The organism is Aeromonas sp. 600886 (assembly GCF_049174935.1).
GTDB lineage: Bacteria > Pseudomonadota > Gammaproteobacteria > Enterobacterales > Aeromonadaceae > Aeromonas > Aeromonas veronii_A.
On sequence record NZ_JAAKUB010000001.1, the window covers coordinates 315495 to 336196 of the forward strand.

Sequence of the window (20702 nt, forward strand, 5' to 3'; positions counted from 1 at the left end):
CGAAAGAGGCGGGCCTGCTGCTGAGTGGGGTCAGGAGAAATCACACTTTTGGCTGGTCGATCACCAATTTGCCATCTTTGACCGGAATGGTGGCGCCCGGGGCTTGCTTCATGCGGATCACCCCCTCCTGACCGGCGAGGCGATAGGTCACGTCATAACCAATGGTGTTGACGCTCGTATCCTGTACGGTTTTGCAGCGCTGCTCGGTGGTGGTGTAGGTATCGCCCGCCTGCATATTGCCCTGCACCTGATTACCGGCATAACCCCCCGCGACGGCCCCTGCAGCAGTGGCCACCTTCTTGCCGCTGCCGCCGCCAAACTGGTGGCCAACCACGCCACCTAGCGCTGCGCCAACCACTGTGCCGAGGATCTTGTGCTCATCCTGTACCGGCTTGCGGTGGGTCACGGTGACGTTGCGACACTCCTGTCGGGGAGTCTTGATGGTCTCTGTGATCGGCTTGCTGGCGATCACCTCGGCAAAGGTGGGTTGGGGTGTAAAGAGGGAGCCGCTGGCCGCGGCCGAGAGTGCCAGGGCCGAGGCGATGCCAATACCGATACCTGCCATCATGGATCTGTTCATCTTGTTGTTCTCCTGCATACCCATACGGGCTGTTCCAATCTGGCGCCATCTTGTCACAACCGGTTGGCCGGACAAGGCGAGGGGGATGGGCCTGCGACAGGCGCTGGCAAGGTCAAAAAATAGCCACCCCGAAAAAGTGTCTTGCTTTGGCGACAACGGACTAAAAGTGACCGGTTTCCGGCGCATGGTGGACTCTGCCAGTGTGATAAGGAGCAATTCGAGTCGCAATTTGCAAGGCGGGCGGTGAGCAGAATGCCAGAGTGGCAAAGTGCTGACGGGGGCAGGTCAAGGGAGGTCTTGAACAAGGACTCTGTTCGTTGAGATGGCCACGCAAGTGGTTGATAAATGGCTCCAGCCCCATCGGATGTTGGCCGATAAGAGATCACGGCAAGCATTTTGCTTTGATTGGGTGAAGCAGAGGGTGAACGGGTCGGCAGACAACTGCGTAAGACCTGATATGAAGATGTTCACCCGAGATCACCGGATCAACGAGGGGGAGATATGTCAATGTTACCCAGCTGGATCACCCCGGCCATCCAGGCCAACATCATCACGGTGCAGCAGGCCGAACGTCTGCTCTCATCCCTCTACCAGCCCCTTGCCGAGCAGGGAGAGGAGCTTCCCGCCGATATCGCCGACATCAGCCTCAAGCTCTACTGCTTCCGCCAGCAGGGGCGGGTACGCCACTAAGGCTGACAAAAGAACACCCCGCGCCAGGCACGGGGTGTTGTCACTCATGTATCACAGGCCCATCAGGCCAACATCACTTGCGCCACAAGCATCAGGGCGCCAAATCCCAGCACAAAGCCCACCATGGGCAGCACGAACTTGACCCACTTGTTGAACTGGATGCCGAGCATCTGCAGGGTGACCAGCACCAGTCCGGTGGGGGCCAGGAACAGCATGGCGTATTGGCCCCAGTTGTAGGCCGACACCACGATATAGCGGGGGATCATCACGGTATCTGCCAGCGGCGCCATGATGGGCATGGAGAGCACTGCGAGCCCCGAGGAGGAGGGCACCACCAGCCCCAGCAGGGTGAACACCAGCATCTGCGCCACCGCGAACACGGCGCCGTGCATGCCGGAGACCAGATCGGAGGCGTAGGCCAGAATGGTGTCCGAGATCATCCCCTGATCCAGCACCAGATTGACCCCCCGTGCCAGCCCGATGATGAGGGAGACGGCCACCAGTTCTGATGCCCCCTGAGTAAAGGCTTCGACCGCCTCTTTCTCTTTGAGACCCGAGATAAAAATGATGATGATGGCGATGGTCAGGAAGGAGGCTGCCATCTGCGGAAACCACCAACCGGCCATGGAGACGCCCCACACCATCAGCGGGAAGGCGAGGATAAACAGGGTCAGAATGATCTTGCGGCGCAGGGTGAAGGGCACCCCTTCGTCCATAGAGCCCTCTTTGAGAAAACGGGCGCGAAAACTCTCTCTGTCCTCATAGGTGTAGGAGAAGGCTGGATTGGCCTTGATCTTCTTGCAGTACCAGTAGAGATAGCCGATCACCACCAGGGTGCCCACCAGACAGCCAATGGCGCGAAAGATCAGCCCCTCGGTAAAGGGAATGCCGGCGGCATTGGAGGCGATCACCACCGAGAAGGGATTGATGGTGGAGAAGGTGGTACCCATGGAGGCGGCGAGGAAGATGGCCCCTACGCAGACGATGGAGTCATAGCCGAGCGCCAGAAAGATGGGCACCAGTATGGGGTAGAAGGCGACCGCCTCTTCCTCCAGTCCGCAGGTGGTGCCTCCCAGCGCCATTACGAAGCAGACCAGCGCCACAAACAGGAACTCGTTGCCCCGGGTCTTGCGCGACAACGCCACCAGCCCTGCACTGAAGGCACCTGTCTTGTTGATGACGCCGATCAGCCCCCCGAGCACCAGAATAAAGACGATGATATCCGCCCCCTCTATGGTGCCCTTGACCATGCTGACCGCCACGTCACCGAACCCCTTGGGCGCTTGCTCCAATCGGGCATAGGTGCCGGGAATGGCGATGGGCTTGCGGATGGTGCCGTTGGTAAATTGCTCCACCGCAATATTGATATTGAGTTTTGCCAGGGCATCCTGGGTTGCGGGAAGTCGGCTTATTTCCCCCTGTGGGCTATTGACCATCAGGCTTTCACTGGCTGGATTATAAGAGAGCTTGGCATAGGCGCCCGCCGGAATTATCCAGGTCAGTGCAATGGCCAGTAACATAATAAGAAACAGAATGGTAAATGCAGTAGGGAATTGTCTGCGTGGTGTGGTATTCGGCACGGCACACATAAAATGCTCCTTGATAAAGCAGGTTTGGGCTCGGCGGAATATCGGGTCGATAGGGTTTCTGCGTCATACATCCAAGGTACGCAAAATCACTGTAGATTGCGTAGTGATTGGCGAGAAATCTGGCCTGATATTAAACATCCGGTGGATTGTTTCACGTTGTAACCGTAACCCGCGCGCGGCTTGATGAACATGGTGCCATGCTCGCTTTATGGGATGGCTCACAGAATTTATTTGTCATGAATTTAATGACTGGGGTGAAATAAATGGCGTTATGCAATAACTATTTCAGCTTTCATTTAACGTGCTTTTCCTTAAATAAATGGCATGAAAATAGTGCGTGCCGAGATGAATGAAATGACATATAAAGCAGTTTTGACGGAATAATATTCCATTATCGTCATTTTTCGTTATTCGCCAAAAACAGCCTGTGAAAAAAATGGCACGCTTTCCCGTAATGAAATATTTTTTGCAACGAAAACAGGGGGCCTCTGTTGGCAGCAGGCTGCCCCTGTCTAAGACGTTTTGCTAATACCTGCCGCCGCAGGCTCGCTGTTAGGCTGTCATCCCCATAAGAGACCAGTGACGGGCAGGATGCCTATGTCGCTGTCTGATCTCTGAATCATCCCGAAACTGCCCGTTTTGTGCCACCTGTGAGGAAGGAATCCGATGACAGTGCAGAACATCTATGAGCGCGACCTTGCCAAAACCGCCGCCAATTTCGAGGCCCTGACCCCCATCAGCTTTCTGGGGCGGGCGGAGCGGGTCTATCCCGACTATCCGGCGCTGATCAACGGCCCGCTGCGCCAGAGCTGGGGCGAGACCGCCCGCCGTTGCCGCCAGCTTGCCTCGGCCCTGCGGCTTCACGACATCGGGGAGGGGGATACCGTCTCCATCGTTGCGCCCAATATCCCGGCGATGTTTGAAGCTCACTTCGGGGTGCCCATGAGCGGCGCCGTGCTCAACACCATAAATACCCGGCTCGATGCAGAGTCGATGGCCTTTATCTTCCAGCATGCCCAGAGCAAGGTGGTGCTGGTAGACAGGGAGTTTGGCGCCGTGGTGCGCAAGGCGCTGGATCTGCTGAAGAGCCAACCGCTGGTCATCGCCATCGATGATCCCCTCTACCGGGAGGGGGCGCTTGTCAGTGAACTGACTTATGAGGCCTTTATTGCCACTGGTAACGGCGATGAGCCCGGCTGGCTGCCACAAGATGAGTGGCAGGCGATCTCCCTTAACTACACCTCCGGCACCACCGGCAACCCCAAGGGCGTGGTCTATCACCATCGCGGTGCCCACCTCAACGCCATCAACAATGTGCTCTCCTGGGAGCTGCCCAAACATCCCGTCTATCTCTGGACCTTGCCGATGTTTCACTGCAACGGCTGGTGCTTCCCCTGGACCCTGGCGGCCACCGCCGGGGTGAGCGTCTGCCTGCGTCATGTGCAGGCCGCCGCCATTTATGAGGCGCTGCACGAGCACAAGGTGAGCCATTTCTGCGCGGTGCCCATCGTGCTCAATATGCTCAACAATGCCGACCCGGCGCTCAAGCAGGGGCTGGATCACCCCATCAAGGTGATGACCGCTGGCGCAGCGCCCCCCGCCACCGTGATCGCCGGTATGGAAGCGATGGGGATCGCTGTGACCCACGTCTATGGCCTCACCGAAACGTATGGCCCCTGCGTGTTGTGCGAACCGCAAAGAAGCTGGCAAGGTCAGGATGCCACCACGCTCTCCCGCCTCAAGGCGCGGCAGGGGGTTGCATCGCCTCTGCAGGGGGAGATGCGGGTTATCAATCCGGTCAGTGGCGAGCCGGTAGCCAAAGATGGCAAAACCATGGGGGAGATAGTGCTGCGCGGTAATGTGGTGATGAAGGGGTATCTGAAAAATCCGGCGGCCAGCGCCGAGGCGATGGCGGAGGGGTGGTTTCGCAGTGGCGATCTGGCGGTGTGGCACCCGGATGGTTATGTGGAGATCAAGGACAGATCCAAGGACATCATCATCTCCGGTGGGGAGAACATCTCCAGTCTGGAGGTGGAAGATGTGCTCTATCGCCATCCCGATGTGGACGAAGCGGCGGTGATCGCCATGCCCGATGAGAAGTGGGGGGAGGTGCCCTGCGCCTTCGTGAAATTGAAGGAGGGGCGAGATACTACCCAGGCGGAGCTGATCGCCTTTTGTCGTGAGCAGATGGCCCACTTCAAGGCGCCCAAGCGGATCATCTTTACCCCGCTGCCGAAGACCTCGACCGGCAAGGTGCAAAAGTTTGTGCTGCGCAAACAGCTGGGTTAGGTGCTAATCGAGCGTGAGTGAAAGCAGCGTGCAATAGGATGACTAAGCTGTCGGGATAAATGCAGCAAGGGAAGTGGGAGTGCCTGACTGGCCAGCCAGCTATCGTGCCTTGCACGCGACGCAGTTGCGGCCGCTCTGTTTGGCCTGATAGAGCATCTGATCGGCGCGCGCGTAGAGGCTCTCCATCTGCTCCCCCTTGCTATTTTCCACCAGCCCGGCGCTGATGGTGATAACCAGCTCATCCCCATCGGCAAGGGGTAGCGGGCTTTGCATCACCTGCTTGCGCAGCCGTTCGGCCAGTGATGCGGCGGCCGAGAGGGTGGTGTTGGGCAGCAAGATGGCAAACTCGTCACCGCCGATGCGGGCCAGCACATCTTCGCTGCGCAGCACCGATTGCATCACCCTGCCCAGATGGATCAGCGCCTGATCGCCCAGCGGGTGACCGTAGCGATCGTTGATGCATTTGAACTGATCCACATCCAGCACTATCAGCACCGAGGTGAGCTGGTGGCGCATGTTCATACTCAGGTTCTTTTCGCACACCTCGAAGAAGAAACGGCGGTTATAAAGTCCGGAGAGGCTGTCACGAACCGATTGATATTGCAGTTGTTCCTTGAGCTGGTGCAGCTCGGTGATATCGGAGGAGATACCGATCAGGGTGGGGGTACCATCAGCCAGCTTGAAGGGGACTTTGACAGACCAGTAGTAATGTTGCTTGCCTTCGGTATCGGTCAGTGACTCTTCACCGGCTTGCAGCTCACCCGTTTCGAACACCCGGTTGTCCAGCTGCCACAGCTGGTTGGCTCCGTGTGGGGAGAACAGCTCATTATCGCTGCGGTTGATGATCTGTTCGGCGGGTAAACCGAGCAGGGCACACACCTTCTGATTGACGTAGAGAAAGCGGTGCTGGCTGTCCTTCATATAGATATGGGCATCCACGTTGGCCAGGATGATCTCCAGCAACTGATGCTGCTCGGCCATACGGGCCTCAATCAGCTTGTGTTCCGTGATATCGGTGGAGATGCCGCACAGACCGATCAGCGTGCCATCCCGGTCGTACATCGGCTTTTTCACGCTCCAGTAGACCCGTTTCTCTCCCGTGGGTTTGAGGTAGTTGATCTCCTCCCGGGCGATGGCGACCTGCTGCTCCAGCACCTGACGATCATTTCGTCTCAGATCTTCCGAGAAGTCGAGGTCAAAAAAGGCGCGATCATCCTTGCCTTGCAGTTCGGCCAGGGTACAACCAAAGAGATCCAGCACAGCCTGATTGGCATAGATATAACGGCCATCCAGATCCTTGGTAAAGAGGTAAGCCCCCATCTCGTTAAAGATGGATCTGAGGTGATCCAGCTCGTGCTGCAATCGGGTGGAGAAGGGTTCATCCTTCATGAAGTTGGCCATCCTTGGGTCGCTGTGATGGGTTGGCTGAACGCGAGGCCAACGTGCATCAACTGCTTTAAATTAAGCACTCTTCACGGCATATTTCTCATTTATTTCCGCAGGTTCTGCGTTATGTCACATGGTTGTAACCTCTTAGCAAATCAAAGGAAATCAGTTGAGTCCATGGTTGTTGAGATAGCTTGCCACCATGTATCGACCCCGTATCATCGGCTCTCGACAGAGAAGTTGAACAACAGCTAAATAAACCTCCCCGAGTGGCAAAAAGGGTAACGAACAGGTCTTTAGTCAAACTATTTCCTCGGTGTCCCTGATATCATCTCCAGCAACGCAATATGGAGAGATACGAGATGGTAGTGGCACCGTTTAATTGGAATGACGCAGTTCAGTGGGACGGGCCGGGGGCCATTGCGGGTTGCGAAGAGATCTTGAGTGCCGATCGGCTGGAACGTGCCCGCTATGCCGAGTTTCTGACCAACTACCTCGCTGCCGAAGGCAAACAGCGCAACTATGTGCTTAACCTCAATGCCGAATGGGGGGCGGGTAAAACCTGGTTTATCAAGCGCTGGTATATGGAGCTGAAAGCGTACTATCCCACCGTCTATATCGATGCCTGGCAGCAGGACTTTTCCGACGATCCTTTATTGACGGTTATTTCGTCGATTATCGACCAGTTAAAAATGATTGCGGGAAAAGAAAACCCGATTCCAGAAGGGATGCGTCAGCGGCTGCTTGGATTATTTAAAGTGGGCGGCAAACTGGCATTGAAAGCGGCAATCAAGAAGGCTGGATTGGAAGAAGATGATTTTTCTCTGGAAGGGGATGATGCCAATCTGCTGGTCGATGCCTTATGCAATAATCAGAAAGAGCGTTATGAATCTATCCAGTATCTTAAACAAGAGATCCGGCAATGGGTGGAAGGTGCTGTTGGTTTAAGTGAAGGAGAACTGGACTATCCCGCATTTATTTTGATAGATGAGCTTGATCGTTGTCGTCCTTCCTATGCTGTGGAAATGCTGGAGACTATCAAGCATATTTTTGATATTCCCAGGGTGGTATTTGTGCTGGCAACAGATACCGAGCAGTTGCAGCATTCAGTTAAAGCCATATATGGAGAAGGGTTTAACGCTCAACATTACCTAAGTAGATTTTTTCATAGAAGGTTCATTTTAAACTCAGATTCATTGAAGAATTTTATAGAAAATGAACTTGTATTACTCAGTGTTAATATGGATGGCATATGGCCATGTTTTAAGAAAAACGCTTCACTAACTGATTTCGTTACGATGATGTTTGAGCATTTCTCGCTAAACCTGAGATTGACTACTCTTGTGTTGGATAGATTAAAAATAGTCTTATTAAGTTATTCAGATGAAAGAGAGTTAAATCTTCCGCTGTTACTTTTCTTGATCTCTTTGAATGAGGTCGATACTAACTTTTACAGTGATGTTGTAAATTTCAGACTTGATGTTGATGAATTTAAACTGAAGATCAACATGTATGGAACCAAATTACATACTTATATAATAACTGACGCTGAGTGTGTTGATGTTGAGCCCGATTATATCTCTAAAGGGGCTACAGATAAAAGATATATCTATGTTGATCACTTTTTGATTAATTCATATCATTGGATGCGCTCTATTAATCATGGGGGGATTGATATTAGGAAAATCATGGTTGATATTTTGACGGAGGAAGGTGAATATGGTTTTCAAGAAAATGATTGGGTAAGAATGATCTTGTCGGAATTAGAGGATGATATGTCTATATATAGAATTTTAGTTGAGCGTTCTTTTTATCTTAAATGAGTAAAGCCGGGATAACCCGGCTTTATTATCAGTTTATTTATTATGCCGCTTATAAAGCCGCTGTACCACATCCTGTAATCCCAACCCTTCGTTTTGCAACAGCACGGTCAGGTGGTAGAGCAGATCGGCGGATTCGTTAATGAGCTCCTCCCGATCCTTGGCCATGGCGGCCAGCGCCACTTCAACACCTTCCTCACCGACTTTCTGGGCGATGCGCTTGGTCCCTTTGCCATAGAGGCTGGCGGTGTAGCTGGTGGCCGGATCAGCCCCTTTGCGGGCGGCCAGCACCTGCTCCAGCTCTGCTAGAAAACCGAGGGGCGGCAGCGGGTGACCATGGAAGCAGGAGGTTGTCCCTTTGTGGCAGGTGGGGCCGACGGGGTTGGCGGCAATCAGCAGGGAGTCCTGATCGCAATCGGTGCTGATGGCCACAAGGTTAAGCACATTGCCCGAGCTTTCACCCTTGGTCCAGAGCCGCTGTTTGCTGCGGCTAAAGAAGGTGACCTGGCAGGTAGCCAGGGTTTTTTCCAGCGCCTCGCGGGTCATAAAGCCCTGCATCAGCACCTCGCCGCTGGCGGCGTGCTGGACGATGGCGGGGATCATGCCATCGCATTTTTCCCAGTCGAGCCGCTCGGCAAGGGGGCGCGCGCTGGCGGTTGTTTGTGTGTTATCTGAGAAGTTATTCACGGATGGCGACTCCTTCGGTTTTCAGCCAGCGTTTCAATTCGGGAATGGGGATAAGGCCCTTGTGGAACACAGAGGCGGCCAGCGCCCCGTCCACATCGGCGAGGGTAAAGGCATCGCGAAAGTGCGCCATGGCCCCGGCGCCGCCGGAGGCGATCAGCGGTACCTTGCAGACGCTGCGAACCAGCTTGAGCTGGTCCAGATCATAACCCTGGCGCATGCCGTCCTGATTCATCACGTTCAGCACGATTTCGCCCGCGCCGCGCTTTTGTACCTCCTGTACCCAATCGAGAGTGTGCCAGGCGGTGGTGCGGGTGCGGCTCTCGTCACCGGTAAACTGTTTGACCTGATAGTGACCCGTTTCGGCGTCGAAGTAGGAGTCAATGCCCACCACCACGCACTGCACGCCAAAGCGCTCGGCCAGTCGGCTGATAAGGGTCGGATCGGCCAGCGCCGGAGAGTTGATGGAGACCTTGTCGGCACCAAATTCGAGGATCTGGCGGGCGTCTTCGACGCTCTTGATGCCACCGGCGACGCAGAAGGGGATATCGATCACCTCCGCCACCCGGCTCACCCAGCTCTTGTCTACCACCCGGGCATCGCTGGAGGCGGTGATATCGTAGAACACCAGCTCGTCAGCGCCCTCTTCGGCGTAGCGGCGCGCCAGCTCGACAATGCCGCCCATCACCTCGTGGTTGCGAAATTGCACCCCTTTGACCACCACGCCATCTTTCACGTCGAGGCAGGGGATAATGCGTCTTGCCAGCATCAGTTACCTCCTGTGGTATCGGCAGCGGGTGCTTGCCAGCAGGCGATGGCGTCACCTACCGAGAATTTGCCCTCCAGCAGGGCACGGCCAAGGATGATCCCCTTGACGCCGGAGCCCTTGAGCGCCTCGATATCCGCGATGCCGCCAATGCCGCCGGAGGCCTGAAAGGCGACGCTCGGGTAGCGGGCGCAGAGATCTCGATAGAGCTCGACATTGGTGCCAGCCAGGGTGCCGTCACGACTGATGTCGGTGCAGAGCACATGCTTGAGCCCGGCGGGGAGGAAGCGCTCGATCAGTGCTTCGATGGTCACGCCGCTGTTCTCCTGCCAGCCTGCCACCGCAATATGGCGATTGCCCTGCTCATCGATATTGACGTCCAGCGCCAGCACGATCTGCTCGGGGCCATATTTCTCCATCCAGCTCGCCACCAGATCCGGGGATTTGACGGCGGTGGAGCCAATCACCACCCGGCTGGCACCGGCGGCCAGCAGATCTGCCACATCCTGCTCGGTACGCACGCCGCCGCCGACCTGCACCGGTGCTTCGGTGGCTGACAGCAGTTGGGTCAGCAGGGGCAACTGGCGCGCCTTGGCATCCTTGGCACCGTCCAGATCCACCAGATGTAGCTGCACCGCTCCCTGGGAGACATATTCATCAAAGCGGGCCTGCGGGCTGCTGCTGTATTCGGTCTTCTGGTCGTAGTCCCCCTGATAGAGGCGAACCACCTGACCGTTGATAAGGTCAATTGCGGGAATGATCATTCATAGCTCCAGAAAGTTTTGCAGCAAACGGGCACCGGCTGCGCCTGAGCGCTCCGGGTGAAATTGGGCGCCAAAGAAGTTGTCACGGGCCACAATCGCGGTAAAAGGGTTGCCGTAGTCGCAGGTCGCCAGCGTCGCTTCTGTCACCTCCAGCGCATAGGAGTGGACGAAGTAGAAGTAGCTGCCGCTCGGGATCCCCTTGAGCAGAGGATGGGTTTCGTCATGCTCAATCTGGTTCCAGCCCATGTGGGGCAGGCGCAGATTGCCCACTTCCATCAGCCGGATCTTGCCCGGCACTATGCCAAGGCAGTCGATGAGATCGCCTTTACTGCCATCGGCACTCATGCTCTCTTCGGAGGCCTCCGCCAGCATCTGCATGCCAAGGCAAAAGCCCAGCAGCGGCTGCTTGGCGGCGCGAATAAGGGGCACCAGCCCGCGCTCGTTGAGGTTTTTCATGGCGGCTACCGCGGTGCCGACGCCGGGCAGGATCAGCTTGTCCGCCTGCTCGATATCGGCGGCCTGGCTTGAGACCAGCGGCTGCACGCCGAGGCGCTCGAACGCCATCCTGACCGAGGCCAGGTTAGCGCAGCCGGTATCGATAATGACCAGCTTCTGCTTGCTCACATCCATCACAGCACTCCCTTGCTGGAGGGAAGCTCGCTCCCTTCCACCCGAATGGCCTGACGCAGGGCGCGGCCAAAGCCTTTGAACAGCGCCTCCACTTGATGGTGGGTGTTGCCGCTGCCCACCTTCATCTGCAATGTGATGGCCATGGCATCCGACAGCGAGCGGAAGAAGTGGGGCACCATCTCGGTGGCCATCTCGCCCACGTTGTCGCGACCAAAGCCGCTCGGGCAGTCAAATACGAAGTAGGGGCGACCGCTGAGATCCAGCGCTGTGCTCACCTCCTGCTCGGTCAGCGGGCGCGCATCGATCACCGCCTGTACCTCGTCCATCGCCAGCACGAAGCCGAAACGGCCGATGCCGCGCTTGTTGCCAAGGGCCTGACGCAGCGCCTGACCCAGCGCCAGTCCGACGTCTTCTACCGTGTGGTGATCGTCGATATGCAGATCGCCGCTGACGTTCAGCTTGAGCTGGAAACCGGCGTGAGTCGCAATCTGATCCAGCATGTGATCAAAGAAGCCGATGCCGGTGGCGATCTGGTTGCCGCCGCTCTTGTTTGTGGCAGAAGGGTCCAAATCCACCGCCACCTGAATGCGGGTCTCCTTGGTGTTGCGCTCCACCGAGGCAGTGCGGCCCTTGGACAACAGCTGATCACGGATGGCGAGCCAGTTGTGATCCTGCGGGTGGTAGCGAATACCGCCAATGCCCATGTTCTCGGCCAGCTGCAAATCGGTCTGGCGATCGCCAATCACGAAGGAGTTGGCAAAGTCGATGCGACCGGAGGCGAGATATTCCTTCACCAGCCCGAGGTGGGGCTTGCGGCAGCTGCAGCCGTCGGTGGGGAAGTGGGGGCAGATCAGCACCTGTTCCCACTTCACCCCTTGCGATTCAAACAGGTGCATCATCAGGTCGTGGGGGGGCTGGAAGTTCTCCAGCGGCAGGCTGGCGGTGCCCAGTCCATCCTGATTGGTCACCATCACCAGCACGTAGCCGGCGGCCTGCAACTCGCGCAGCACCGGAATGACCATGGGCTCGAAGCGCAGCTTGGCGAGGCTATCCACCTGCTTGTCGGTCACTGGCTCTTCAATCAGGGTGCCGTCGCGGTCGATAAACAAAAACGGGGTCTTCATCGCTACATCCTTGTTTTAAAGAGAGGGAGAGGGCAGATCACGCAATACGGCCAGCACAGCATCCATCTCGCCCTGATAGCCGATGGTGACGCGAATGCTGTTATCAAGGCCGGGTTTGGTCGAGAAATCCCGCAGTATGATGCCGGCGGCCTTCATGGCGGCAAAGACGGCGGCGCCATCCACAAAGCGCACCAGCACGAAGTTGCCCTTGTCTTCGAACACTTCCCTTACGCAGGCAAGCTTTGCCAGCTCTGCCTTGAAAGCGGCTTTTTGCTTGTTGAGCTCTACCACTCGCTCGCGCATCAGCTCCAGTCCCATGGGGGAGAGTGCCTGCGCCGCGATTTGGGCGATGGGCTCGGGGATGGGATAGGGGGCGATCACCTTGGCCAGCATGGCGATCACCTCGGGGCTTGCCAGCGTAAAGCCGCAGCGGATCCCCGCCAGGGCAAAAGCCTTGGAGAGGGTGCGGGTCACCACCAGATTGGGGAAGCGGGCCAGCAGGTCTACCACGGATGCTTCCGGGCAGAACTCGATATAGGCCTCGTCCACCACCACGATGGCGCGATCCCGGGCTTTTTCCAGCAGGGCGATAAGGCCATCGCGACCCACCAGATCCCCGGTGGGGTTGTTGGGAGAGCAGAGAAACACCAGTTTCACATCAGACAGACGGTCCGCGATGGCGGACCAGTCGGGCTGGCGGCTGGCGGTGAGCGGCTGCTCGACGATACCGACGCCGCAGGTCTCGGCGCTGATGGCGTACATGCCGTAGGTGGGCGGACAGATGAGGATCTGATCCTCACCCGCTTCGCAGAAGGTGCGGATCAAGAGCTCGATGGCCTCGTCGGCGCCGCGGCTCACCAGCACCTGATCGGGATTAACCCCGGCATAGGCGGCATAGCCGTTCACCACCTCGGCCGGTTGGCACTCGGGGTAGCGGTTGAGGCGGCTTCCCTCGATGGTAAAGGGATAGGCCTGCGGCGCCTCGTTGGCGTTGAGCCAGACGTGGCCCTTGCCGCCGATGCGGCGGGCAGATTGATAAGGGGTGAGGGCCCGCACCACGCGGCGCGCCAGATTGGCAATGCTCATGACAAATCCTTTTGCTGTGCTGTTGGTTGGGGCGCGGCGGCCAGGGCATTCAACCTGAGGGTGACGGCATTTTTGTGGCCATCGAGCCCTTCGGCCTGGGCGATACGCTCGACGATAGGGCCAAGGCCGCGAATGCCTTCGGCGCTCAGCTCCTGCACCGTGTAGCGGCGCTGATAATCGGCGAGGCCAAGGCTGGAACAGGTGCGGGCATAGCCATAAGTTGGCAGGGTGTGATTGGTGCCGCTGGCGTAATCGCCGACCGATTCCGGTGTCCATGCTCCCAGAAAGATGGAACCGGCATTTTCAAGCAGGTCCAGCAGATCGCGCGGGGCTCGGGTCTGCACGATCAGGTGCTCCGGCGCGTAGGCGTTGGAGATGGCACATGCCTCGGCCAGATCGTCACAGAGGATCACCAGACTGCTGCCGAGCGCCTGGGCGGCGATATCGCGGCGGCTCAGCTTGGCCAGTTGGCTCTTGATTTCCCCTGCGATGGCATCGGCCAGCAGGGGCGAGGTGGTCACCAGCACCACCTGGCTGTCGGGGCCATGCTCGGCCTGGGAGAGCAGATCCGCCGCCACGAAGGCCGGGTTGGCGCTCTCGTCGGCAATCACTAGCACCTCGGAGGGGCCGGCGGGCATGTCGATGGCGGCGCCGCGCCAGTCGCGCGACACCTGGCCCTTGGCTTCGGTCACATAGGCGTTGCCCGGGCCGAAGATCTTGTCCACCTTGGGAATGCTCTCGGTGCCGTAAGCCATGGCGGCGATGGCTTGGGCGCCGCCAATGGCGAACACCTTCTCGACCCCGCAGGCGCGGGCGGCAAACAGGATCTCGTCGCTGGCGGGGGACGGGGTGCAGAGCACCACTTCCCGGCAACCGGCGATAGCCGCCGGAATGGCCAGCATCATCACGGTGGAAGGGAGCGGTGCGCTGCCGCCCGGCACATAGAGACCGACCCGGCTGATGGGCTGGGTGCGCAGCTCGCACACCACCCCGGGCTGGGTTTCCACCCGCACTACCTGCTGCAGTTGCGCGGCGTGGAAGGTGCGAATATTGGCAATCGCCGCTTCGATGGCACTTTTGATGTCGCCATCCAGCCGTTCGCAAGCAGCTTCAATTTCGGCTTCGCTGACACGCAGCTGTTCACGGGGGGCGCGCTCGAAGCGCAGGCTCAGCTCGCGCAGGGCCTCGTCGCCCCGGCTGCGTACCGCAGCGATGATATCCCGCACCACGACGCCGATATCGGCCTCGTCATTGAGGGCGGGCCGGGTCAGCACGTCGGCCTGCTGGGTGGAGGAGAGGGTCTTCCAGATCAGGGTCTGCATGATATCCCTTCCTTATTCCATCATCTTTTCGATGGGCAGCACCAGAATGGAGCTGGCACCGAGGGCCTTGAGCTGCTCCATGGTCTCCCAGAACAGGGTCTCGCTGGAGACGACGTGCAAGGCAACCTGATTGGTGTCACCGGCCAGTTGCATGATGGTGGGGCGCTCGGCACCCGGCAGCAGATCGGTGATGGCGTCGAGCTTGTCTTTGGGGGCGTGCAGCATGATGTACTTGCTCTCGCGCGCCTGCTGCATCCCCTGAATGCGGGGCAGCAGGGTGTCGATGATCTTCTGCTTGGCATCGGACAAGGGGTTGGGTGCCTGTACCAGCACCGCCTTGGAGCGGTAGATCACCTCTACTTCTTTCAGACCATTGGCTTCCAGGGTCGCTCCGGTGGAGACCAGATCGCAGATGGCATCGGCGAGACCCGCGCGGGGCGCCACTTCCACCGAACCGCCCAGCATCACGCTCTTGAAGCCGAGACCCTTTTCGTCAAAGAAGCGCTTGAGCAGCCCGGGATAGGAGGTGGCGATGCGTTTGCCGGCCAAGCTCTCTGGCCCTGTGTAGGCCACATCTTCCGGCACCGCCAGCGAGAGGCGGCAGCCGCCAAAATCGAGCTGCTTGAGGGTCTTGACCGCAAAGGGCTGACCCTGAGAAGCGCGGATCAGCTGCACCTCTTCCAGCACGTTCTCGCCGATGATACCAAGGTCGACCACCCCTTCCATTACCAGCCCCGGGATGTCGTCATCACGCACCCGCAGGATATCGATGGGCATGTTCTCGACATGGGCGATAAGGCGCTGCTCGCGCAGGTTGATCTTGAGGCCGCAGCTCTTGAACAGGGCCTGGGAGTCCTGGCTCAGACGACCGGACTTTTGCATGGCGATACGCAGACGTTGTGTTTCCATTGTTCGATTTCCTTCTAGTCAAAAACGAAAAAACCCTCGGAAGTGGGTGCTTCCGAGGGTTTATGAATCTTGCGGTCCTTTTGGAAGTCACCAGTTAAGTGTCTTCCAGCAGTCAACCTCCTGAAAGACTAGTCGGGATGATGATGGTGGTGATGAGTCTTCAGGCTGGTGAACTGCATGTAATCAATCCTTTACAAATAAGATGTCGTAATTGACGCCCGATTTAAACTACCTGCCTTGACGGAAAAAGCAACCTGAAAATGTGATTTGGTCGATTAAAGTTGAGAAAACGGTTTTCTGGTCGATAACTAGACAATAACCCCTTGCAGGAGTTCGTATCATGCCCAGCCAGGACTTGTTGTTCCCCATTTTGCCCCGGGCCCCCGCCACCCCCGGCAGCGAAGAGATCAAGCGGGAAGTGAACCAGATCAGCAAGAAGCATCAGCTGCGCAAGACCAGCACTGACAACAGTGACTCCCAGCAGCGCGAGCAGGCTTATAGCCAGAAAAAGCACGATCAGCAGACGGTGGAAGAGAGTGATCACAAGCCGGATCCCGACCACCAGATCGATCTCTTCGTCTGAGCAGATTATCTGTCCCGCTTTTGCCGCACTTTTGGCATAATGGCCGCTTTGACCGCGGGACGCCCCTTTGACCATCCAGACCCTGTTCAAGCCAGATGGCCCTCTGGCCAGCCATATCGACGGTTTCAAAGCTCGCGCTCCCCAGCTGGAGATGGCCGAGGCGGTCGCCCGCGCTATCAAGAGTCATGGTCGCTTGCTGGTGGAGGCGGGGACAGGTACCGGCAAGACTTACGCCTATCTGGTGCCGGCGCTGGAGTCCGGCAAACGGATCGTGATCAGCACCGGCTCCAAAAACCTGCAGGAGCAGCTCTTCTATCGGGATCTCCCGACCATCACAGGCGCACTCTCCTACACCCCGCCGGTGGCCCTGCTCAAGGGGCGCAGTAACTATTTGTGCATCGAGCGGATGAACCGGCTCTTGAGCGAATCCCATCTGCAAAAGCCTGAAATCCTGAACGATCTGGTGAAGGTCAAATCCTGGTCCATTGCTACCGATAACGGCGATGTGGGAGATATTCCGGGATTGCAGGAGAACGCCGAGATCCTCGCCCACGTCACCAGCACCAACGACAATTGTCTCGGTCGCGACTGCCCCTATTACGACGACTGCCATCTGGTGGTGGCTCGACGCCGCGCCATGGATGCCCAGGTGGTGGTGATCAACCATCACCTCTTCTTCGCCGATATGGCGGTGAAAGACACGGGATTTGGTGAGTTGGTGCCGGAGGCGCAAGTCTATGTGTTTGATGAAGCCCATCAGTTGCCGGAGATCGCTACCAACTACTTCGGCAAGTCGGTAGGCAGCCGAACAATTCAGGATCTGGCGCAGGATATCCAGCTGGCCTATCGGGCAGAGGCGCACGACATGGCCCAGCTCGGCAAGGCGGCGGACCGGCTCGCTATCGCCAGTCAGGATTTGCGTCTTGCCTTCGGAGTGGATGGCGGTCGCGGCAATACCCGCGACATGCTGCGCCAGCCGCTTTGGGGGCAGGCTTTGGCTCGTCTCAACGACGCCATCGGGCTTTGCTACGAAGTGCTCAAACTGGCTCTCGGCCGGGGTGAGCAGCTGGATCACGCCTTCGAGCGCATCAGTGAACTGCGCACCCGTCTTGGCGAGGTGCTGGCGGTTAACCAGACCGGTTTCTCCTACTGGTACGATTGCTCACGGCTTCATTTCACCCTCAATCTGACGCCGCTGTCGGTGGCCGAGCGATTCAGTGCCGAGGTGCAAAGACCGGAAGTAGCCTGGGTCTTCACCTCCGCCACCCTGACGGTGGATATGCGTTTTGATCACTTCAAGGCCGAGCTGGGGCTGGCGGATAGCGCCGAGCTTATTCTCGACAGCCCGTTCGACTATGGCGAGCAGGCGCGTCTCTGTGTGCCCCGTTATCTACCGGAGCCCAACGCCTTTGGCCGTGGAGAGCAGCTGGCCAATCTGATGATCCCCCTCATCAACAAGACGCCAGGGGGCTGTTTCTTCCTCTGCACCAGCCATCAGGTGATGCGTCAGGTAGCCGAGGTGCTGCGCCGGGAGATTGGCCGCACCGTCTTGTTGCAGGGGGAGGACAACAAGCAGCGGCTGCTCAAGGAGTTTGTCGAGAATGGCCGTGCCGTGCTGGTGGCGACCAGCAGTTTCTGGGAGGGGATCGACGTGCGAGGGGCGGCGTTGTCGTGTGTTATCATCGACAAGCTGCCGTTTGCCAGCCCCGATGATCCGCTGCTCAAGGCGCGGGTGGATGATTGCAAGCTCAAGGGGGGTGATCCCTTCGCCGAGCTGCAGTTGCCCAAGGCGGTGATTGCCCTCAAGCAGGGGGTGGGGCGGCTTATTCGTGATCGCAGTGATCACGGGGTACTGGTGATCTGTGATCCACGCATGGTCAACAAGCCTTATGGCGCCACCTTTATCAAGAGTCTGCCCGCCATCCCCCGTACCCGGGAGTTGGGAACGTTGGGGAGTTTTTTCGATCGCACTGAACGCGGTGAATAAGTGTGCCGCCAGCTAACAGATTTGAACAACGGGTGAGCATATCTCGCTTGCCTGTTATGTAATTGACTGATTTTATAGAGATTGGAAAGCATGAACGAGTTGAAGATCCTGGCCGTTGATACCGCCACCGAAGCCTGCTCCGCCGCCTTGCTGGTGGGTGACAAGCTGTTCTCCCGCTGGGAGGAGGCGCCACGGGATCACACCCGAAAAATCCTGCCCATGGTTCAGGCTGTGTTAGAGGATGCCGGGATAAGTTTGAGTGACCTTGATGCCATCGCGTTTGGTCGCGGCCCGGGCTCCTTTACCGGCGTGCGGATCGGCATCAGTGTGGCGCAAGGTCTGGCGTTTGGTGCGGGTGTGCCTCTGATTGGCATCTCGACCCTGGCTGCCATGGCGCAAGGAGCCTATCGACTGGATGGCGCCCAGCAGGTGCTGACCGCCATCGATGCGCGGATGAACGAGGTCTATTTCGGCCGCTATGAGCTGATTGATGGCCGCATGCAGCTGGTGGGTGACGAGGTGGTGAGCGATCCCGTGGCGTTGGTTGACGCCGGTGGCAAGCTGGCGGGCCCTGTGACCTGCGTCGGCACCGGTTTTGAAACCTATGGCGAGACCCTGAGTGGTCTGGCCGATGAGCTGGCGGAGAGTCAGGTGCGCTTCCCGGCGGCAGAGGACATGCTGCCGCTGGCCCGCGCCGCCTGGCTGGCGGGGGAGGCGGTGCCTGTGGAGCAGGCGACGCCGGTTTATTTGCGTGACAAGGTGACCTGGAAAAAACTGCCGGGTCGCGAATAAGGGCAGGAGCACTGATAGCATGTCGCTCTTGCCGCTCATCAGCTGCAACAAAAGCGGATGGCCCCGACAGGCCACGCTGGCAACAGGAGAGTGACATGATGCGTAATACCAGAAGCGATATGATGAAACGCACTATGGTGGTCGGGGCGCTGGCTCTGCTGCTCGGGGCCTGTAGCTCGGTTCCCAAGGAGCTGGCCTATGAACCAGAAAACCAGCTGGTGGCCTATCAGCCCGCCCTTGGCGGAATGGAGGGCAAACCGGCCCGCTGGAGCGGCGTTATCTCGGCGGTGCACAACAAGGCGGATCAGAGCGTTATTGAAGTGGTCTATCTGCCGCTTAAATCCAACGGTGTGCCGGAGCAGACCGAGCAGAGCCCGGGGCGTTTTCTGGCCATCATGAAGGGTTTTGTCGATCCGACCCTCTACGCCAAGGGGCGCAGCCTGACGGTGCTTGGCACCATAGGCCAACCGGTTGATAGCCAGATTGGCGAGCACAAGTACCGCTTCTCGGTGCTCAATGTGACGGGCAGCAAGCTGTGGCCGCCAGTCAAGGAGGTGGAGGTGCGCTATATGGACCCCTACTTCTATGACCCCTTCTATGATCCCTTCTGGCCGAGACGGCCGCTGCGTCGCTAAGGCTTGCCATGATTAACGCTATGATGAGCACCATGCACGAGCGGCTGCTTACGCTGGCGGATGGTCGGCAGGTGGCCTTGCTGGAGAATCAATCCGCTGAGCATGATCAGCAGGGCAAACCCCTGTTGATCGCCTTGCATGGCTGGCTCGACAACAGTGCCAGCTTCTTGCCGCTGGCGCCCCATCTGGGGGATTTTCACCTCATCTGTGTCGATCTGCCGGGACATGGTCACTCCGATCACAAAACCACCCCTTATGTCTTTGTTGACTGGCTGGACGATCTCTACCAGATCGTGCAGGCGGCAGGCTGGTCGCGCTTCACTCTGCTCGGTCACTCCCTCGGGGCGCTGATCGCCTCCGCCTATGCCGGGGTGTTCCCCGAACAGGTGGAGCGGTTGGTCATGCTGGAGGGGCTGGGGCCGCTGAGCCAGCCCGATGAGGAGGTACCTGCCCAGCTGCGACGTGCAATTTTAAACCGCAGCCGCACCCGGGAGCGCAGTGCCAACGGCTTTGCCTCCATCGATGAGGCTGTCGCCGCCCGTTGCAAAGTGGCGGATATCACGCCGCAGGCGGCGCGTCTTATCTGTGAGCGGCAGCTTGAAGAGCGGGCAGGGCGCTGGCACTGGCGCAGCGATCCCCGTTTGCGGGATCTGTCGCCCCTGAGAATGAGCGAAGGACAGGCTCGGGCACTGATGGCGGCTATCCGTTGTCCTGTGCTGTTGATTCAGGGGGAGCAGGGCTTTGCTGCACTTGAAGCCCAATGGCAGGCCCGTCAGGATGCCTTCCAGCAGATCGAGCGGGTCATATTGGGTGGAAACCACCATTTTCATATGGAAAATTCGGTTGATACGGCCGTTTGTATCGTAAAGTTTTGTCAAGTTCGGTAGAATCGCCAGCTTTCAATAATTCCAGGTTTGTTTTCTCCCTCACATTTTTCTGTTGTTAATTTGCTGTTAATTGATGTTGCGCTGTGTAAATATGTGCGGCATTAGAGCATCAGCTTAAAACAACCGATTAAAATGGATGTGAACCGGGACGGAGGCAACACAGTGAGCGCACAGGTGCT

At 58.0% G+C, this 20702-nt stretch carries 19 protein-coding genes and 1 other annotated feature; of the genes, 8 read left to right on the forward strand and 11 right to left on the reverse strand.

Annotated features, from left to right (window positions below):
* Nucleotides 1-40: 40 nt before the first annotated feature.
* Nucleotides 41-580: a glycine zipper 2TM domain-containing protein gene (locus G5179_RS01445; protein WP_026035120.1), complete on the reverse strand. Its 540-nt coding sequence runs from the start codon at nucleotides 578-580 to the stop codon at nucleotides 41-43.
* A gap of 501 nt (nucleotides 581-1081) precedes the next feature.
* On the opposite strand from G5179_RS01445, the gene G5179_RS01450 reads away from it, so the two are divergent.
* On the forward strand, nucleotides 1082-1270 hold the full coding sequence (locus tag G5179_RS01450; protein WP_216950834.1) for a hypothetical protein: 189 nt from the start codon (nucleotides 1082-1084) through the stop codon (nucleotides 1268-1270).
* Between the two features lie 62 nt (nucleotides 1271-1332).
* Here the strand turns inward: G5179_RS01450 and G5179_RS01455 are convergent, their stop codons facing one another.
* On the reverse strand, nucleotides 1333-2859 hold the full coding sequence (locus tag G5179_RS01455; protein WP_236095560.1) for a YfcC family protein: 1527 nt from the start codon (nucleotides 2857-2859) through the stop codon (nucleotides 1333-1335).
* A gap of 666 nt (nucleotides 2860-3525) precedes the next feature.
* Between G5179_RS01455 and G5179_RS01460 the strand changes: the two genes are divergently transcribed.
* Nucleotides 3526-5148, forward strand: coding sequence for an acyl-CoA synthetase (locus G5179_RS01460; protein WP_421257724.1), 1623 nt, complete (start codon nucleotides 3526-3528; stop codon nucleotides 5146-5148).
* Between the two features lie 99 nt (nucleotides 5149-5247).
* On the opposite strand, the gene G5179_RS01465 is transcribed toward G5179_RS01460, so the two are convergent.
* Nucleotides 5248-6537, reverse strand: a complete 1290-nt coding sequence (locus tag G5179_RS01465) for a GGDEF domain-containing protein (protein WP_337072267.1) — start codon at nucleotides 6535-6537, stop codon at nucleotides 5248-5250.
* 359 nt (nucleotides 6538-6896) lie between these two features.
* Between G5179_RS01465 and G5179_RS01470 the strand changes: the two genes are divergently transcribed.
* Complete coding sequence (locus G5179_RS01470) at nucleotides 6897-8357, forward strand: KAP family P-loop NTPase fold protein (protein WP_421257725.1); 1461 nt, start codon at nucleotides 6897-6899, stop codon at nucleotides 8355-8357.
* A 33-nt stretch (nucleotides 8358-8390) separates the two neighbouring features.
* Here G5179_RS01470 and hisIE read toward each other — a convergent pair whose 3' ends face one another.
* The 8 genes from hisIE to hisG are packed head-to-tail and all read right to left on the reverse strand — an operon-like array spanning nucleotide 8391 to nucleotide 15639.
* On the reverse strand, nucleotides 8391-9041 hold the full coding sequence (gene hisIE, locus G5179_RS01475; RefSeq protein ID WP_421212350.1) for a bifunctional phosphoribosyl-AMP cyclohydrolase/phosphoribosyl-ATP diphosphatase HisIE: 651 nt from the start codon (nucleotides 9039-9041) through the stop codon (nucleotides 8391-8393).
* Nucleotides 9034-9807, reverse strand: coding sequence for an imidazole glycerol phosphate synthase subunit HisF (gene hisF / locus G5179_RS01480; RefSeq protein ID WP_019446757.1), 774 nt, complete (start codon nucleotides 9805-9807; stop codon nucleotides 9034-9036). Before hisF ends, hisIE begins: the two co-directional genes overlap by 8 nt.
* Nucleotides 9807-10568, reverse strand: coding sequence for a 1-(5-phosphoribosyl)-5-[(5-phosphoribosylamino)methylideneamino]imidazole-4-carboxamide isomerase (hisA, locus tag G5179_RS01485; RefSeq protein WP_058056833.1), 762 nt, complete (start codon nucleotides 10566-10568; stop codon nucleotides 9807-9809). Before hisA ends, hisF begins: the two co-directional genes overlap by 1 nt.
* Nucleotides 10569-11198, reverse strand: coding sequence for an imidazole glycerol phosphate synthase subunit HisH (gene hisH, locus G5179_RS01490; protein WP_368171642.1), 630 nt, complete (start codon nucleotides 11196-11198; stop codon nucleotides 10569-10571).
* Nucleotides 11198-12322, reverse strand: coding sequence for a bifunctional histidinol-phosphatase/imidazoleglycerol-phosphate dehydratase HisB (gene hisB, locus G5179_RS01495; RefSeq protein ID WP_421257726.1), 1125 nt, complete (start codon nucleotides 12320-12322; stop codon nucleotides 11198-11200). The genes hisH and hisB overlap by 1 nt, the downstream gene beginning before the upstream one ends.
* A gap of 15 nt (nucleotides 12323-12337) precedes the next feature.
* The gene (gene hisC, locus G5179_RS01500; protein WP_368171640.1) at nucleotides 12338-13408 is read right to left on the reverse strand and encodes a histidinol-phosphate transaminase; all 1071 of its coding nucleotides are present in this window, start codon (nucleotides 13406-13408) and stop codon (nucleotides 12338-12340) included.
* A complete protein-coding gene (gene hisD, locus G5179_RS01505; RefSeq protein ID WP_421257727.1) occupies nucleotides 13405-14730 on the reverse strand; it encodes a histidinol dehydrogenase in 1326 nt (441 codons plus the stop codon). Before hisD ends, hisC begins: the two co-directional genes overlap by 4 nt.
* 12 nt (nucleotides 14731-14742) lie before the next feature.
* Nucleotides 14743-15639 (reverse strand): ATP phosphoribosyltransferase, encoded by an 897-nt coding sequence (hisG, locus tag G5179_RS01510; RefSeq protein ID WP_201915314.1) that lies wholly within the window; start codon nucleotides 15637-15639, stop codon nucleotides 14743-14745.
* Between the two features lie 28 nt (nucleotides 15640-15667).
* Nucleotides 15668-15792: a sequence feature (His leader region), on the reverse strand.
* A gap of 187 nt (nucleotides 15793-15979) precedes the next feature.
* Here hisG and G5179_RS01515 point away from each other — a divergent pair.
* The 5 genes from G5179_RS01515 (at nucleotide 15980) to G5179_RS01535 (ending at nucleotide 20523) form a co-directional block, all read left to right on the forward strand.
* On the forward strand, nucleotides 15980-16222 hold the full coding sequence (locus tag G5179_RS01515) for a hypothetical protein (protein WP_201908189.1): 243 nt from the start codon (nucleotides 15980-15982) through the stop codon (nucleotides 16220-16222).
* Nucleotides 16223-16289: 67 nt separating this feature from the next.
* Nucleotides 16290-18209, forward strand: a complete 1920-nt coding sequence (locus G5179_RS01520; RefSeq protein ID WP_421257728.1) for an ATP-dependent DNA helicase — start codon at nucleotides 16290-16292, stop codon at nucleotides 18207-18209.
* Nucleotides 18210-18299: 90 nt separating this feature from the next.
* Nucleotides 18300-19001 (forward strand): tRNA (adenosine(37)-N6)-threonylcarbamoyltransferase complex dimerization subunit type 1 TsaB, encoded by a 702-nt coding sequence (gene tsaB, locus G5179_RS01525; protein WP_219594273.1) that lies wholly within the window; start codon nucleotides 18300-18302, stop codon nucleotides 18999-19001.
* Between the two features lie 119 nt (nucleotides 19002-19120).
* Complete coding sequence (locus tag G5179_RS01530) at nucleotides 19121-19636, forward strand: Slp family lipoprotein (protein ID WP_019446435.1); 516 nt, start codon at nucleotides 19121-19123, stop codon at nucleotides 19634-19636.
* A gap of 20 nt (nucleotides 19637-19656) precedes the next feature.
* A complete protein-coding gene (locus G5179_RS01535; RefSeq protein ID WP_421257729.1) occupies nucleotides 19657-20523 on the forward strand; it encodes an alpha/beta fold hydrolase in 867 nt (288 codons plus the stop codon).
* Nucleotides 20524-20702 lie beyond the last annotated feature (179 nt).